Below are 14925 nucleotides of genomic sequence, written 5' to 3'. Positions count from 1 at the left end.
AGGGTTAAGCGAATACATTTTTTTATTTTACATAGGTTTTCCACTTTCTTTTTGTTTTTATGTAGCGTACTAAATGTTTATAATATTTAAAATAACTTCCTGCCAATAATATTCCGATTATTATAATGAATGGACTTAAAACAATATCATTTTTTAATAAGCCAAATACAACTAGTAATAAAACTACTGAAAAGGTAAATTGATAGGTCTGTTTTCGAGTTCGATAACTTATTTTGTAGTTCCTATTTAGTTTCATATAAACCATAGTAGATATAAACATACAAATAAAGGTAATTACACCTTGCCATAAATAAGACACTCTATATATAAGATCATTTTTAATAAGCATGTTTACAATATTGGCATGGACAACAACACCATACATGTCTTTATCACTTTTACCGGCTAATTGATTATTTAATGGAGTGAAGTGTTTATCTCTTATGTCAAAACGATTATCAGATTTTGAAGAACCTAAATAACCAAGTATTACTATTTTATCTTTTAATATTTTTTTAGAACTACTAAAAAGAAAATCATTAATAGAGAGTATAGGGAATTTTTCCAAATTACCAGAGTACTTGATGACCTGTAAATTTTCTAATTTTGTATCGTACTTATTTTTTTTCCATGTTTTTGGTTTTAAATAATGTTTAGAAATCATGGTGGCAAATGAAAGTCGTTTCTCTCCATTTATGTCCATCATACCTTGAAATTCTCTAACTACAGCGATTTCCTCGTTAAAATCGAAATTAACATAGGCAGACTCATTTGGGTTGTAGAAAAAAGATTCGTTCTCTATTACATTATCTTCAATATCATCTTCATTAAAATCAAAAGAAGTAACGACTTTTTTATTTTTAAGCAACTTTGCAAGCAGCGAATCGGAATGATTGTGGCTTTTATGTTTTTCTAAGATTATATCAAAACCGACAACTTTGGGATCTTCATTTAAAACAGATTCTAAAAGTGTAGCAATAACTTCTCTTCCATGGTTTTCGACATTAACCAAAATAATATCATTGTTAATCTTAGAATTATCTTCAAATTTTTCAGCATAATAAACATCTAAAAAGCTAAAATCTTTTAGCGCTTTATGTAAAGGATTGAAAAACCTGATGTTAACAAATACTATAGAAAGAATAGCTAATAATATGCACGACAGTATTGTTGATAAAAATGCATCTCTAATTAATAATCTAGTTTTTCGTTTCATTGAAGGTTAATAGCAAAACTAAGATACATATTTAAATTAAAACGAATATAATAATCAAATTTAAATGACCAAATATTTATGTTTTATGAAAAATGACACAAAATACAAACTATAGTATTTGTTTTTTAGTAATTAGCTAGTTTAGAATTAAATAGAAGAGGTTATTAAAAATTACTTTTTAAAAGCAAATAAATTTTAGCGATTATTTATGATAAAAATCAGGAATAAAAAGTGGTAAAATATGTATCTTTCAGATATAAAATATGAATTAAAATAATATAAATTATGACGGTAAACTTTCAATATGTAAATGTAGACGTAAGCGAAACATTATCAGCTTTCACAGAAGATAAATTAGAAAAATTAACTAATAAATTTGATTTTATTATTTCAGCTCAGGTTTATTTTAAGCACAATGATAAAGACCACGATGCAGGTAAAATTTGTAATATAGAATTAAGTTTACCAGGTCCTCGTATTTTTGCTAATTCGAGTGAGCATACCTATGAAACATCTGTTAATGAAACGATTAGTGATTTAACACGTCAACTTAAAAAACGCAAGGAGACTTTTAAAACACATTAAATATAATCTAGATTTTAGTAAATAAGGGATTAGTAACTAGTTAACGATAGCTATTTATTAGTCCCTTAATTATATAATACAAACCACAGAATTATCTATGATGATAGGGTTCGTTTTTAAGAATAGTAAATCCTCTGTATAGTTGTTCTATAAAAAATAAGCGTACCATTTGATGAGAAAATGTCATCTGAGATAAGCCTAGTTTACCATTCGCTCTTTTGTAAACTGCATTAGAAAACCCATAAGGACCTCCAATTACAAAGATTAAGGTCTTAATTCCGGCATTCATGTGTTTTTGTAAATAGCTAGAAAATGCAATAGAGTCCATTTGTTTTCCATTTTCATCTAAAAGCACAAGTACATCAGCGGTTTGTGTTTTAGCCAAGATAAGCTCCCCTTCTTTTTCTTTTTGTTGCGCTTCAGAAAGGTGCTTCACCTTTTTTAAATCTGGAATTATTTCAAATTCAAACCGAATGTAAAACCCTAATCGCTTTTTATAATCCTCTATTAGTGCGATTAAGTTTTTATTGTCTGTTTTTCCTATGGCTATCAGTTTAATATTCATAATCACAAAGTTATACTTTTTTGGAATTTGGTATTTAGTTTTTGATGTTTTAATCTTTCAATTCCTATTTTTACAGTAAATAAGTTTACTAATGATTTCACAAGAACAATTCAATAAAGAAGTAGAAGGAATTATAGCCAATGCTATTAGAGAAGATGTCGGTGATGGTGATCATAGTTCATTGGCATGTATACCAGCTTCAGCGATGGGTAAAGCAAAACTTTTAGTAAAAGATGATGGTATTATTGCAGGTATCGAGTTTGCAAAACAGGTCTTTGCTTATGTCGACGCAGATATGAAAGTAGAAACCTTAATAGAAGAAGGAAGCGATGTTAAATATGGCGATATTGTATTTTTTGTAGAAGGTGCTTCACAGTCTATTTTGAAAGCAGAACGTTTAGTTTTAAATGCTATGCAGCGTATGAGTGCTATTGCTACTAAAACCAAGATATTTGTAGATTTATTGGAAGGTACGGGAACAAAGATTTTAGATACACGCAAAACAACACCAGGTATTAGAGCTTTAGAAAAATGGGCTGTTAAAATTGGAGGTGGCGAAAATCACAGATTTGCATTGTACGATATGATTATGCTAAAAGACAATCATATCGATTTTGCAGGTGGAGTTTCTAAGGCTATTAACCTTACTAAAAAATACTTAAAAGACACAAATAGAGATTTAAAAATTATAGTTGAAGCCAGAAATTTAGAAGAAATTAAAGAAATCTTAGATTGTGGTGGAGTTTATAGAATTCTCATCGATAATTTTAATTACAACGACACACGTAAAGCAGTTAAGCTTATTGGAGACCAATGTTTAACAGAATCTTCTGGTGGTATTAATGAGCATACGGTTAGAAAATATGCAGAATGTGGTGTAGATTATATTTCTTCAGGTGCATTAACGCATTCTGTTTATAATATGGATTTAAGCCTGAAAGCCGTTTAAGATGTCAAAACCCATTGAGAATAAATTAGATAAAATACCAGTGCTTAACTTGGTTGTTCGCTTTTTTAAGCAAATAAAGTTACCAGGTTTTGAAGGTCTATCTATTTATGACTTATTGGAGCTTTATATTTTGGGTATTGTAAAAGGTGCTGTAACCACCAGAGCAAGTGCTATTGCTTTTAGTTTCTTTACAGCTATTTTTCCGTTTTTGTTATTTGTGGTTATCGTTATACCACATATACCAATTAAAGATTTTCAAATTGAGTTTGAACTTTTCTTAAATTCATTCTTACCACCTCAAACTTCAGATTTTTTCTTCTCTAATATTTTTGAAAATATTAGTGGAGGTGCAGGTTTATTATCCTCAGTTTTTTTATTATCAATGTTGTTAATGGCAAATGGAGTTAATGCAGTGTTTTCGGGTTTTGAAAATTCATACCATGCACAATTGACGCGTAATGTATTTCAGCAATACATGTACGCATTAGGGATAGCTCTAATTCTTGCAATTTTAGTATTACTTACAGTAGCTGTATTTGGCTATTTTCAGATTTATATTTTAGCTCCAATATATAAGAGTTATAGTGGAGAAGCTTTAGCAGGCAACGACAAAGGAGTAGGGTGGATTGTATTTGCAAAGTATATGTTTTTTGTATTGATGGTATATTTAGCGACTGCAATTTTATATTACTTTGGGACTAAAGAAGGCAGACAAACACGCTTCTTTTCTTTTGGAGCCTTACTAACCACATTATTAATTATATTAACATCGTATTTGTTTGGTGTTTATATTGATAACTTTTCCCAATACAACGAGCTTTACGGCTCAATTGGAGGTTTATTAATTCTTTTATTTTATCTATGGTTAAACTCTAATATTCTACTCTTAGGATATGAGTTAAATGCGACATTAAGACGTTTAAGTAAATTTGATATTAAATGATGAAAAAGATTTTTTTTAGTACAGTATTCTTTATTTATTTTGCATTAACATTTGCACAATCTATTAAAGGTGAATGGAAAACTATTGATGATGAAACAGGTGAAGAAAAATCTATAGTCACTATTTATGAAAAAGAAGGTCAAATTTATGGCAAAATTATTGAAATTTTAAATCCGAAAAAGAAGAATTCTAAGTGTACTAAATGCGAAGGTAAATATAAAGACAAGCCTATTTTAGGGATGCTTATTATAGATGGTCTTTCAAAAGATGATGATGTCTATGAAGGTGGTAGTGTACTTAACCCAAGTAATGGTAAAGTTTATAAATGCCGATTAAAATTAGATGAAGATAATCCTAACCAACTTCAGGTTAGAGGCTACGTCGCATTTTTTTATAAAACCCAATATTGGCAACGCATTATAGATTGATATATTTTATAGACGTCATACTGCCAATTCCGCTTCAAAAAGCCTTTACGTATCATATAACAGAAGCCGAAGCAAACTTCTTAAAACAAGGAATGCGCGTCGCTGTGCCCTTTGGTAAGAGTAAAATTTATACTGCGCTGACTTATAAGATTCATAATAATCCACCAACAGCTTATGAAGCTAAAACCATTCATCAGATCCTCGATGAAAAACCTGTAGTTACAGAAACACAAATTAAACATTGGGAATGGGTTGCTGGCTATTATATGTGCAGTTTGGGCGAAGTAATGCGAGCTGCAATGCCCAACGCTTTTATATTAGAAAGTGAAACTATTATTTCTAAAAACGAAAATGCAGATGTTAAAGAAGCTGAATTAAAAGATGATGAGTTTTTAATCTATGAAGCTTTACTGCATCAGTCATCTCTAAAGATTCAAGATGTGGTTTCTATCTTAGACAAAAAGCGTGTATTGCCTGTCATTAATGGTTTAGTGGTTAAAGGTGTTTTGAATTTACAAGAAGAACTTTACGAAAAATACCAACCTAAATTGGTGCGCTACGTAAAGCTTCACGATAACCATAAGTTAGAAGGGAAGCTTCAAGAATTACTAGAGCTATTAAGTAGAGCACCGAAGCAGCGCGACGTTATTTTGGCATTATTTACGATGGAAGCGTCATCCAATGAATCTATAAAAGTATCAGAATTAGTAGAACGTAGTGGAGCATCAACGTCTATTATAAAAACACTTATTGATAAGAATATTTTAGACGAATATCATATTCAAACAGATAGAATTGAATTTGAAGGAGAAGGTGATGCCGATACAAAAAAATTAAGTGAAGCGCAACAACAAGCTTACGCAGAAATTGAAACAGCTTTTGAAACCAAGTCTGTTACATTATTACACGGTGTAACATCATCTGGTAAAACAGAAATTTATGTAGAGCTTATTCAAAAGCAGTTAGCCTTAGGTAAACAGGTTTTATATTTATTGCCAGAAATTGCTTTAACAACCCAATTAGTGCAACGTTTACAAGATTATTTTGGAGATAAAGTTGCTGTATTTCATAGTAGATATTCAGGAAACGAACGTGTTGAGGTGTGGACCAATATGCTCAATAATTCTGAAAAAGCACAAGTTATTATAGGAGCACGTTCGTCATTATTGTTGCCATTCAATAATTTAGGATTAATTATAGTCGATGAAGAACACGAGTCATCCTATAAACAATTCGATCCTGCGCCACGTTATCATGCCAGAGATGCAGCAGTAGTGTTAGCTAATTATCATAAAGCTAAAACACTTTTAGGTTCTGCTACGCCAAGTTTAGAGAGTTATTATAATGCAAGCCAAGGCAAATATGGTTTGGTAGAATTAAATACACGATATAATGATGTATTAATGCCAGAAATTGAGCTTGTAGATATTGCTGACAAATACAAGCGAAAACGCATGAAAGGTCATTTTAGTGACCGTCTTATTCAAGAAATGACTGAAACTTTAGAGCAAGGCTTTCAGATTATATTATTTCAAAATAGAAGAGGATTTTCGCCAATTATAGAATGTACAACCTGTGGTACGTCACCGCAATGTCCTAATTGTGATGTGAGTTTAACGTATCATCAGTATCGCGATCAATTACGCTGTCATTATTGTGGTTATAATTCTGCCATGTTAAAAAGTTGTCAAGGTTGTGGAAATCAAACCTTAGATACTAAAGGTTTTGGGACAGAGCAGATAGAAGAGGAGGTGAAAGCGCTGTTTCCAGATCATAAAGTGGCACGTATGGATTTAGATACGACACGTGGTAAATATGGTTTCGAAAAAATAATAAATAGTTTTGAGCAACGTGAAGTCGATATATTGGTTGGTACACAAATGGTAACCAAAGGTTTAGACTTTAGATACGTGAAATTAGTTGGTGTAATGAATGCAGATAATTTGCTCAACTTCCCAGATTTTAGAGCGCATGAGCGTAGTTATCAATTAATGTCTCAAGTTGCAGGTAGAGCAGGGAGAACTGAAGAAAGGGGAAAAGTATTGATTCAGACGTATAATCCGCATCATAATATTTTGCAACAAGTATCTACAAATTCTTATAAAGCTATGTTTGCTGAGCAAATGAATGATCGCCATAATTATAAATACCCACCAATTTATAGGCTTATTAAAATAACCTTTAAGCACAAGGATTACAATCGTGTTAATTTAGCTGCAGATTGGTATGCGAAATCTTTAAAACAAGTATTTAAGAGCAATGTTTTAGGTCCAGAATTCCCAGCAATATCTAGGATAAGAAATTTGTATAATAAGAACATTTTAATTAAAATTCCACAGAATCAGTCTATAGGAAAAACAAAAGAAGCTATTATGAAGATTGAGAACAGTTTTAATGCGGTCAAAGATTTTAGACCAGTTAGAGTCGTCTTGAATGTTGATAATTATTAGTGAAACTCAAATTTTTAAACTGTAATTAAGTACAAGGAAATTTATAAGTTGAACTAATCCTAATTTAAAGCAAGGTCTTTAAATCACAACTTTATGTATAAAAAAATCCTAAGCAAGATAGCTTAGGATTTTTAACTTATAATGTGACGCATCAAACGCTAATGTAATGTTTCTACATATTATTCAAAGCATCAACCAATTGGGTCTTTTTATTTCGACTCAATGGAATCTCGTAAGCACCAACTTCAACATTTTTACTGTTAAAACGGTCTATTTTATCTAAATTCACAATATAAGATTTGTGAATTCTTAAAAATTTACCTTCTGGTAATTCTTGTTCAAAAGCTTTCATAGTAGATAATACTACCAAGCTGTTTTCTTCTGTTACAACCTTCACATAATCACCTAAAGCTTCGATCCATTTAATATCCTTAATATAAACTTTACGTTTTTTAAGATTACTTTTCACAAAGATGTGTTCACCGTCAGTTTCATTAAAATCTAATTTTAATTTATGCTGTTCTACCGCTTTTTCTACTGCTGTATTAAAACGTTCTTTGGTGATTGGTTTTTGTAGGTAGTCGGTAGCATCGTAATTAAATGCTTTAAAAGCATATTCGGTTTTACCGGTAACAAAAATAATTTGGGGTTTGTTGTTGAGTACATCTAAAAGTTCAAAACCGTTTAATACTGGCATCTCTATATCTAGGAAGATAAGATCTACTTTATGGGTATTAAGACCGTTTTTTGTTTCTAACGCACTGCTGTACTCTGCTATTAGGTTAAGCGAGGAATGATTCTCGATTAACTTAACTATAGAGAGGCGCTGAATCGCAGAATCATCAACAACTACACAGTTTAAAGTCATAACATTATTTGTTTATTAGGTTAAGATATCGACAATAGTACAATAAATTCGGTTAAAAAACAAATATTACCGACAAACTGTATTTTTTAACATGAAGTATTACATAAGTATACCTATGAATTAACATATTAAAAACATTGCCAGAATTATAATTTATCCTTATTTTTGCAACCGTTTAACAACAAAAAAATAATTTTTATTATGAATCATTATGAAACTGTTTTCATCTTAAATCCCGTTTTATCTGAAGATCAGATAAAGGAGACAGTAAAGAAATACGAGGATATGCTCGTTTCTAAAGGTGCTAAGATGATATCCAAAGAAGATTGGGGCTTAAAAAAGCTAGCCTATGCAATCCAAAACAAAAAAAGTGGATTTTACCACTTATTTGAGTACACTGTAGATGGTCAAGCAATTGAGCCTTTAGAGTTAGAATTTAGACGTGATGAGCGTTTTATGCGTTACTTAACCGTGAGTTTAGACAAACATGCTATTTCATGGGCTGAGAGAAGAAGAGAAAAAATGAAAGTTAAAGCAAAAGCAAAAGCGTAATTATGTCATCAATAGAACAACAAGCAAAAGGAAAAAAAGACGGAGAAATTAGATATTTAACACCGTTAAATATTGAGACGTCTAAAGTTAAAAAATATTGTCGTTTCAAAAAATCTGGAATCAAGTATGTAGACTATAAAGATGCAGATTGGTTATTAGGTTTTGTAAACGAACAAGGTAAATTGTTGCCAAGACGTTTAACAGGAACATCTTTAAAGTATCAAAGAAAAGTATCTGTAGCTGTAAAGAGAGCGAGACACTTAGCTTTAATGCCTTACGTAGCTGATTTATTAAAATAAAATATCATAACAATGGAACTTATATTAAAACAAGACGTTGAAAATTTAGGATTTAAAGACGATATTGTATCTGTTAAGAACGGTTATGGTAGAAACTTTTTAATTCCTCACGGACAAGCTGTAATGGCTACGACTTCTGCTAAGAAAGTATTAGCAGAAACATTAAAACAAAGATCATTTAAAGAAAAATCTGAAATCGCAGATGCAGAAAAAACTGCAGAAGCAATGAAAGGTTTTGAGATTAAAATTACATCTAAGGCTGGTACAGGTGCCACTGCTGGGGACAAAATATTTGGTTCAATTACCAATATGGATTTAGCTGCAGCACTTAAGAAAGAAGGTCATGATGTAGATAAGAAATTTATCTCTATTAATGGTGGTAATATTAAGCGTTTAGGTCAGTACGAAGCTGTTGTAAGATTACACAGGTCTGTTACTGTAGATTTAACTTTCGAAGTTATTGCAGAAGCTTAATCTCTTTTTTAAAATAATAAAAAACCGTTTAGTCTTCTAAGCGGTTTTTTTTGATTCTAATCTCTAATGAAACGTATTTTTATTGCCATAGTTATTATTAGCTTTTTAGGTTGTAAACAATCTGAAACGGAAGATTTATCAGTAACAACGATTACCAATTCTAAGCTTATAGATGTTTTTAAAGCATCTAAAGGTGATTATCCAAACATTAGTGTGCATCGTGGTGGAAAAGGTCTAGCTAGGTATCCTGAGAATTGTTTAGAAACACTTCAATATATTAGCGATAGTATTTCTGCAGTGTATGAAATTGATGTAGCACAAACAAAAGATGGGCAACTCATTTTAATGCACGATAATTCTATAGATAGAACAACCAACGGAAGTGGTTCTGTAAAAAAATTAACGTATAAAGAATTAAGTAAATTCTTTTTGGTAGATGATTACAATACTGTAACTGCTTTTAAAATCCCTTTATTTTCAGATGTTTTAAATTGGTGTAAAACTAATAACGTAATTCTGACTGTAGATATTAAGCGAAGTGTAAGTCAGGAGGTAGTTATTAAAGCGATTAGAGACGCTAAAGCAGAGGATATAACTATTATTATAACTTACAACGTTTCGCAAGCACAATCAGCTTACAAATTAGCGCCAGACCTATTATTATCTGTATCTGCGAGAAATGACAAGGAATTTAATCGTTTGCTTGAGACTAAAATTCCAACCCAAAATATGTTGGCTTTTACAGGTACACGTTTATCAGATGCATCATTATATGAACGATTGCATAAAGAAGATATGGTTTGTATGCTTGGTACATTGGGTAACTTAGATCGGCAAGCAGAAGCTAGAGGTGACAACTTATATAATAAATGGAAAAATCTAGGTGTAGATATCTTAGCTACAGATAGACCATTTGCCGCTTACAATACTATAAATTAAATTTTTATGAAGTACGCAAGACTTTCTAAGGAACAGTTTGAAGAATTACACCAAGAATTCATTAATTTTTTAGCCTCACAGTCTATTACGGCCGATGAGTGGAATGATATAAAAACGAATAAACCAGAAGCTGCTGAACAAGAATTAGATGTTTTTAGTGATTTGGTATGGTTCGGAGTTTTAGGCAAGGTTAAGTATCTAGAGCATATTTCACCGCAACAAATCCACCTTTTTCAATGTAATGAAAAAAGCATGCGCTTAATTGCTTTTAAAATTGAAAATGAGGTTGTTGATTTTACGACAAAAGAAGGTTTTAATTGGTTACGCGATAATTTATTATCTGATAGTATTCAATTTTTCAATGCAAAAAAAGAGTACTCTGATGACAAGCATTTAGATCTTTTTAAAATGATTCAATCTGGTGGACATATCACAAAAGGTGATTTGTTTGAGTATTTTGCGACCTTGATAAAGGGCTAAATTACTACGAAGGCAGGAATCTCATTATTAGAGTTAAATGAATTTAGTAGAAGTATGTTTTGAAGGCAAATTGTTTTTTTTTGAAGCTGTTTTAGTTGAGATAATTATCTCCTCGTTTTATCAGACTGAACTAGTTTCAGTGTTTTCTTTTTTATTTTCAATTAGACTTATTAGTTTCTCGTTTCGTCATTTCGAGTGATTTCGAAGAATGAGGAATTGTATCGAGAAGCTTAACGTTTTTCTTTTTAAGATGGTCTTCTGAAAAATTCTCGATAGCAAGCATGGGCTTATCACTCAAATTAACGTTAGGAGGGATATTAATTAATAATTTAAAGTGAGATTAGCTTCGCTTAATCTTCGAATTACTTTTTTCAAAGGAATTTGTATTACTCATAACGTAAAGACTCAATAGGATCTAATTTAGCCGCCTTTGTTGCAGGATATAAACCAGAAATCACAGCAACAATAAACGCAATACTAGTTGCCCAAATCATAGCCACCCAAGGTGTAGAAAATTGAAGGTCGAATGCAGATGCAACTCCCCACCCAATAAGAACACCTAAAGCGATTCCGAGAATACCACCAAGCTGACCAATAATTATAGTTTCCATAAAAAATTGAAAAGCGATAGTCTTGCTTTTTGCACCTAGTGCTTTACGAACGCCAATCTCTCTAGTTCGCTCACTAACAGATACTAACATAATATTCATTAAAGCAATTGTAGAGCCAAAAATGGTGATTATACTTATAATCCAAGCTGCAATATAAAGCGTCGATGTATTTTCTGCAACCCTGTTAATTAAGTCTTCACTACGCTCAATTCCAAAATTATTTTTCTCAATTGGGTTTAATCCTCGTACATTTCTAAAAGTGATTATCGCATCATCTTGTGCTCCTTCTAACATATCTTTTTTATCTACTTTAACACTAAGTCTGTAATTAATGTTAGGATTGGTAAAAATAGAACGTGCTTTTTGTATAGGAATAATAGCCGTTAAATCTTGGTTGTTGCCAAATGTAGACCCCTTCTTTTTAATCAACCCAATAACTTTAAATTTTGAACCTCTTATACTTATGATTTTATCTATTGGATTTTCATCTGGAAATAAAGCCTTTTGCAAATCACTACCAATAACACAAACGGCATTGTTATTCTCTATATCGGCGAAGTTTAAAGAGCGTCCTTGTTCTATTTCTAAACCAGAATTTTCAATATAAAATTCGTTAGAACCAGTTATTAACACTTCAGGATCTGTTTTTTTATTTTCGTATTTCACCTCAGAAGCAAAAGAACCAGTAAATGATACCGCTACATTAGTAAAAGGATAGTCGTAAGACTCAATAAAGTCTTTTACATTTCTATAACTAAGAATCGGATTTACTTTTTGGCGTTCTCTACTACTTTGACGTTGTGCTCTAAACTCATAGCGCTGAAAATTAAAGGTATTTGCACCCATAGATGCAAAGCTGCCCGAAATGGTATTCTCTAAAGCAGACACACCACTAAGAATACCAACCAAAGCCATGATGCCTATCGCAATAATTAAAACCGTTAAAATGGTTCTTAATAGTTGACTTTTAATAGAATCAAAAGCAATTTTAATATTCTCTTTAGCTAGTGAAAACATAGTTTTTTCTTGTAGTTAGTTGGATTCTTTTAAGTATAAGACTACTTAAACACTATAAAGTTACTATAAATTTGAGATTACTTAGTAATGCCTCTAAAAATTATAATATTTTTGTGATTAATTGAAGTATAACGATATAATAATTATTGTTACACTGAGTGCAGTCGAAGTGCTTTTGATATTAAACGTCTTAAGCTAGAGGCTCTGTTCTAAAACATAAGTTTCACTAAAAAGAGATTCCCACTTTCGTGGGAAGTAAACATGGCACAAAAACCAAGCATCCCAAAAGGTACAAGAGATTTTAATGCAGAACAAGTTGCAAAGCGTTCTTATATTATGGAAACCATAAAAGAGCAATTTAAGGTCTTTGGGTTTCAACCTATTGAAACACCAAGTTTTGAAAACTCGGATACTTTAATGGGAAAGTATGGTGATGAAGGTGATCGCTTGATTTTTAAGATTTTGAATAGTGGAGAGTTTATTGAAAGTTTTAATCACATAATGATTAAACTAATAAAAATGGCTGTTTTCTACCATTACGAAAAAATGAAAATCCATATTCATGATATTGATTGGAATCAAAATAACTATGTAGATAGTTTTAGAGATAAATTTTCAAAAGAGATAAATAAAAAAGAAAGCGAATATTTTATTCAGGAGAAAATCCCAAAAAAAGAGTTGCTTTATGATTTGGGTTGGTTTGTATTTACGAATACAACACCTAATCCTGAAAAGTCAAAAGAGTTTGTTGAATTAAATAATTCAGAATTAGAGCAGTTAATTATTACAATTTTTGCTGATTGGCATTCTACATTAAAGTCAAATTATTTTTCTAATTATATTTCAGAAAAAGCCCTACGTTACGACCTTACAGTTCCCTTCGCACGCTATGTAGTTCAACACCAAAACGAAATAGAATTCCCATTTAAGCGCTATCAAATGCAACCTGTTTGGCGCGCAGACCGTCCACAAAAAGGACGTTTTAGAGAATTCTATCAGTGTGATGCAGATGTGGTTGGTTCTAAATCTTTGTTTCAAGAAGTTGAATTTATACAACTCTACGATACTGTGTTTTCAGCTTTAAAGTTAGAAGGTGTTACCATAAAAATTAATAATCGTAAAATTTTATCTGGTATCGCAGAAGTTATTGGTGCGCAAGATAAATTAATAGATTTTACAGTTGCTTTAGATAAGTTAGATAAAATAGGAGAGGAGAAGGTAAAAGAAGAAATGCGTTCTAAAGGTATTTCTGAAGACGGTATTACTAAGCTTCAACCTTTATTTACTTTAAAAGGTGATTTTGGAAATCAGGTAGACAGTTTAAAATCTATTTTAAGTACTTCGGAAATAGGTTTAAAAGGTATTGAAGAACTAGAGTTTATAAATACAGCCATTTCAAACTTAAAATTAAAAACAGCAAACTTGCAGTTAGATGTAACGCTTGCACGTGGTTTAAATTATTACACAGGCGCTATTTTTGAAGTTTCTGCACCAGAAGGTGTTAATATGGGATCGATTGGTGGTGGAGGTCGTTACGATGATCTTACAAGTGTTTTTGGACTGCCAAATATGAGTGGAGTAGGAATTAGTTTTGGATTGGACCGTATCTATTTGGTTTTAGAAGAATTAGGTTTGTTTCCAGATACTATTGCGGTTTCAACAAAAGTATTGTTTATTAACTTTGGTGACAATGAAGCTATGGCATGTTTAAAAGCGGTAACTGGTTTAAGACAAGCTGGTGTAAAAGCAGAATTATATCCTGATTCAGCGATATCAGGTAAACAAAAGAAAAAACAAATGAATTATGCGAATCGTCGTGATATTCCTTTTGTAGTTTTAGTTGGTGAAGAAGAATTGAAATCTGGAGTATTTACACTAAAAAACATGAGTTCTGGAGAACAACAAAAGTTGCCGTATACTGAACTTTTAGATGCTTTAAAATAAAAGAGCCTCAATCTTGATTAGAATGAGACTCTTTTGTGACTAACTACTAACTTATTTCTTATTAAGACTAGTGATTTCTTTTGTTCAAAAATGTAAAAAACTCATTTTTTTTATAAAATCAGGTGTTTTTCTTCCTAAGCTTCACTTTAACTACTGTTTATTAAAATTTATTCTTTAAAACCCTGATTTTATTGGGATATAAACCTGTTTTGTGTATCTCATCGATGTTTATTGTTCTCGTTTTCCACTTATCTATTTACCGTTTTCATTCATCTAAAAAATATAAACTGTAATTAGTCTTGTTTGTTACTTTGTATAGAAGTTAAACTATAGAACTTTAAAAAAGGATGAAAAAATTAATAGCCTCAATAGTCTTTTTACTAATCGCAACTACAATTTCCTTTGGACAAACTAAAGTTAGTTCTAGTAACGTTATTGAAACTGAAAAGATAAACAAAGAAGTTTTGGTGCCTTCAGAAGTATGTGTTTCTTCTGAGTTGAGAGCTAAGCTTTTAAAAATCAATCCTAAAAAGAGTAATGACATTATTAGTATCAAATCTTACAGAAAGAGTTTAAAACTAAAGTAAAAACGATAAAGGTTTGTT

General features: G+C 31.2%; 16 protein-coding genes. 12 read left to right on the top strand and 4 right to left on the bottom strand.

The genetic code is table 11. From position 1 onward, the window contains the following. Window positions 1-22: 22 nt before the first annotated feature. Window positions 23-1216, bottom strand: a complete 1194-nt coding sequence (locus tag B2U95_RS06055) for a CHASE2 domain-containing protein (RefSeq protein ID WP_296313813.1) — start codon at window positions 1214-1216, stop codon at window positions 23-25. Between the two features lie 285 nt (window positions 1217-1501). Between B2U95_RS06055 and hpf the strand changes: the two genes are divergently transcribed. Further along, a complete protein-coding gene (hpf, locus tag B2U95_RS06050; protein ID WP_296313810.1) occupies window positions 1502-1801 on the top strand; it encodes a ribosome hibernation-promoting factor, HPF/YfiA family in 300 nt (99 codons plus the stop codon). 91 nt (window positions 1802-1892) lie between these two features. On the opposite strand, the gene rlmH is transcribed toward hpf, so the two are convergent. Continuing rightward, on the bottom strand, window positions 1893-2366 hold the full coding sequence (gene rlmH / locus B2U95_RS06045; protein ID WP_296313808.1) for a 23S rRNA (pseudouridine(1915)-N(3))-methyltransferase RlmH: 474 nt from the start codon (window positions 2364-2366) through the stop codon (window positions 1893-1895). 91 nt (window positions 2367-2457) lie between these two features. Here rlmH and nadC point away from each other — a divergent pair, with 91 nt between their 5' ends. The 4 genes from nadC to priA are packed head-to-tail and all read left to right on the top strand — an operon-like array spanning window position 2458 to window position 7136. Next, window positions 2458-3315: a carboxylating nicotinate-nucleotide diphosphorylase gene (gene nadC / locus B2U95_RS06040; RefSeq protein ID WP_296313807.1), complete on the top strand. Its 858-nt coding sequence runs from the start codon at window positions 2458-2460 to the stop codon at window positions 3313-3315. A gap of 1 nt (window position 3316) precedes the next feature. Further along, a complete protein-coding gene (locus B2U95_RS06035; protein WP_296313804.1) occupies window positions 3317-4258 on the top strand; it encodes a YihY/virulence factor BrkB family protein in 942 nt (313 codons plus the stop codon). Then, a complete protein-coding gene (locus B2U95_RS06030) occupies window positions 4255-4686 on the top strand; it encodes a DUF2147 domain-containing protein (RefSeq protein ID WP_339614323.1) in 432 nt (143 codons plus the stop codon). Before B2U95_RS06035 ends, B2U95_RS06030 begins: the two co-directional genes overlap by 4 nt. Next, the gene (gene priA, locus B2U95_RS06025; RefSeq protein ID WP_296313958.1) at window positions 4683-7136 is read left to right on the top strand and encodes a replication restart helicase PriA; all 2454 of its coding nucleotides are present in this window, start codon (window positions 4683-4685) and stop codon (window positions 7134-7136) included. The genes B2U95_RS06030 and priA overlap by 4 nt, the downstream gene beginning before the upstream one ends. Before the next feature lie 172 nt (window positions 7137-7308). Here the strand turns inward: priA and B2U95_RS06020 are convergent, their stop codons facing one another. Continuing rightward, entirely contained in the window at window positions 7309-8004 is a 696-nt protein-coding gene (locus B2U95_RS06020; RefSeq protein WP_296313802.1) for a LytR/AlgR family response regulator transcription factor, read from the bottom strand. 201 nt (window positions 8005-8205) lie between these two features. Between B2U95_RS06020 and rpsF the strand changes: the two genes are divergently transcribed. The 5 genes from rpsF (at window position 8206) to B2U95_RS05995 (ending at window position 10748) form a co-directional block, all read left to right on the top strand. Beyond that, window positions 8206-8556 (top strand): 30S ribosomal protein S6, encoded by a 351-nt coding sequence (gene rpsF, locus B2U95_RS06015; RefSeq protein ID WP_296313800.1) that lies wholly within the window; start codon window positions 8206-8208, stop codon window positions 8554-8556. Continuing rightward, window positions 8556-8855 (top strand): 30S ribosomal protein S18, encoded by a 300-nt coding sequence (gene rpsR, locus B2U95_RS06010; RefSeq protein WP_173588564.1) that lies wholly within the window; start codon window positions 8556-8558, stop codon window positions 8853-8855. Before rpsF ends, rpsR begins: the two co-directional genes overlap by 1 nt. Window positions 8856-8867: 12 nt before the next feature. After that, on the top strand, window positions 8868-9329 hold the full coding sequence (gene rplI, locus B2U95_RS06005; RefSeq protein WP_296313798.1) for a 50S ribosomal protein L9: 462 nt from the start codon (window positions 8868-8870) through the stop codon (window positions 9327-9329). Between the two features lie 66 nt (window positions 9330-9395). Then, window positions 9396-10268 carry a glycerophosphodiester phosphodiesterase family protein gene (locus B2U95_RS06000; protein ID WP_296313796.1) on the top strand — a complete coding sequence of 291 codons (873 nt, stop codon included), beginning with the start codon at window positions 9396-9398 and terminating at the stop codon, window positions 10266-10268. 6 nt (window positions 10269-10274) lie between these two features. Next, window positions 10275-10748, top strand: coding sequence for a DUF6495 family protein (locus B2U95_RS05995; protein ID WP_296313793.1), 474 nt, complete (start codon window positions 10275-10277; stop codon window positions 10746-10748). Between the two features lie 386 nt (window positions 10749-11134). Here B2U95_RS05995 and B2U95_RS05990 read toward each other — a convergent pair whose 3' ends face one another. Further along, window positions 11135-12376 (bottom strand): ABC transporter permease, encoded by a 1242-nt coding sequence (locus B2U95_RS05990; RefSeq protein WP_296313790.1) that lies wholly within the window; start codon window positions 12374-12376, stop codon window positions 11135-11137. Between the two features lie 261 nt (window positions 12377-12637). On the opposite strand from B2U95_RS05990, the gene hisS reads away from it, so the two are divergent. Both hisS and B2U95_RS05980 read left to right on the top strand, forming a co-directional pair. Further along, window positions 12638-14320 (top strand): histidine--tRNA ligase, encoded by a 1683-nt coding sequence (hisS, locus tag B2U95_RS05985; protein ID WP_296313788.1) that lies wholly within the window; start codon window positions 12638-12640, stop codon window positions 14318-14320. 347 nt (window positions 14321-14667) lie between these two features. Then, a complete protein-coding gene (locus B2U95_RS05980; protein ID WP_296313787.1) occupies window positions 14668-14907 on the top strand; it encodes a hypothetical protein in 240 nt (79 codons plus the stop codon). The last annotated feature ends 18 nt before the right edge of the window (window positions 14908-14925 follow it).

The organism is Winogradskyella sp. UBA3174 (genome assembly GCF_002364335.1).
Lineage (GTDB): Bacteria > Bacteroidota > Bacteroidia > Flavobacteriales > Flavobacteriaceae > Winogradskyella.
Note: the sequence above shows the minus strand (reverse complement) of the source record. Positions and strands in the feature narration are given on the sequence as shown.

What these genes read in the sequence shown, in the direction of transcription:
- B2U95_RS06055 (WP_296313813.1), bottom strand. Translation starts at nt 1,216, where the DNA reads ATGAAACGAAAAACTAGATTATTAATTAGAGATGCATTTTTATCAACA.
- hpf (WP_296313810.1), top strand. Translation starts at nt 1,502, where the DNA reads ATGACGGTAAACTTTCAATATGTAAATGTAGACGTAAGCGAAACATTA.
- rlmH (WP_296313808.1), bottom strand. Translation starts at nt 2,366, where the DNA reads ATGAATATTAAACTGATAGCCATAGGAAAAACAGACAATAAAAACTTA.
- nadC (WP_296313807.1), top strand. Translation starts at nt 2,458, where the DNA reads ATGATTTCACAAGAACAATTCAATAAAGAAGTAGAAGGAATTATAGCC.
- B2U95_RS06035 (WP_296313804.1), top strand. Translation starts at nt 3,317, where the DNA reads ATGTCAAAACCCATTGAGAATAAATTAGATAAAATACCAGTGCTTAAC.
- B2U95_RS06030 (WP_339614323.1), top strand. Translation starts at nt 4,255, where the DNA reads ATGATGAAAAAGATTTTTTTTAGTACAGTATTCTTTATTTATTTTGCA.
- B2U95_RS06020 (WP_296313802.1), bottom strand. Translation starts at nt 8,004, where the DNA reads ATGACTTTAAACTGTGTAGTTGTTGATGATTCTGCGATTCAGCGCCTC.
- rpsF (WP_296313800.1), top strand. Translation starts at nt 8,206, where the DNA reads ATGAATCATTATGAAACTGTTTTCATCTTAAATCCCGTTTTATCTGAA.
- rplI (WP_296313798.1), top strand. Translation starts at nt 8,868, where the DNA reads ATGGAACTTATATTAAAACAAGACGTTGAAAATTTAGGATTTAAAGAC.
- B2U95_RS06000 (WP_296313796.1), top strand. Translation starts at nt 9,396, where the DNA reads ATGAAACGTATTTTTATTGCCATAGTTATTATTAGCTTTTTAGGTTGT.
- B2U95_RS05995 (WP_296313793.1), top strand. Translation starts at nt 10,275, where the DNA reads ATGAAGTACGCAAGACTTTCTAAGGAACAGTTTGAAGAATTACACCAA.
- B2U95_RS05990 (WP_296313790.1), bottom strand. Translation starts at nt 12,376, where the DNA reads ATGTTTTCACTAGCTAAAGAGAATATTAAAATTGCTTTTGATTCTATT.
- hisS (WP_296313788.1), top strand. Translation starts at nt 12,638, where the DNA reads ATGGCACAAAAACCAAGCATCCCAAAAGGTACAAGAGATTTTAATGCA.
- B2U95_RS05980 (WP_296313787.1), top strand. Translation starts at nt 14,668, where the DNA reads ATGAAAAAATTAATAGCCTCAATAGTCTTTTTACTAATCGCAACTACA.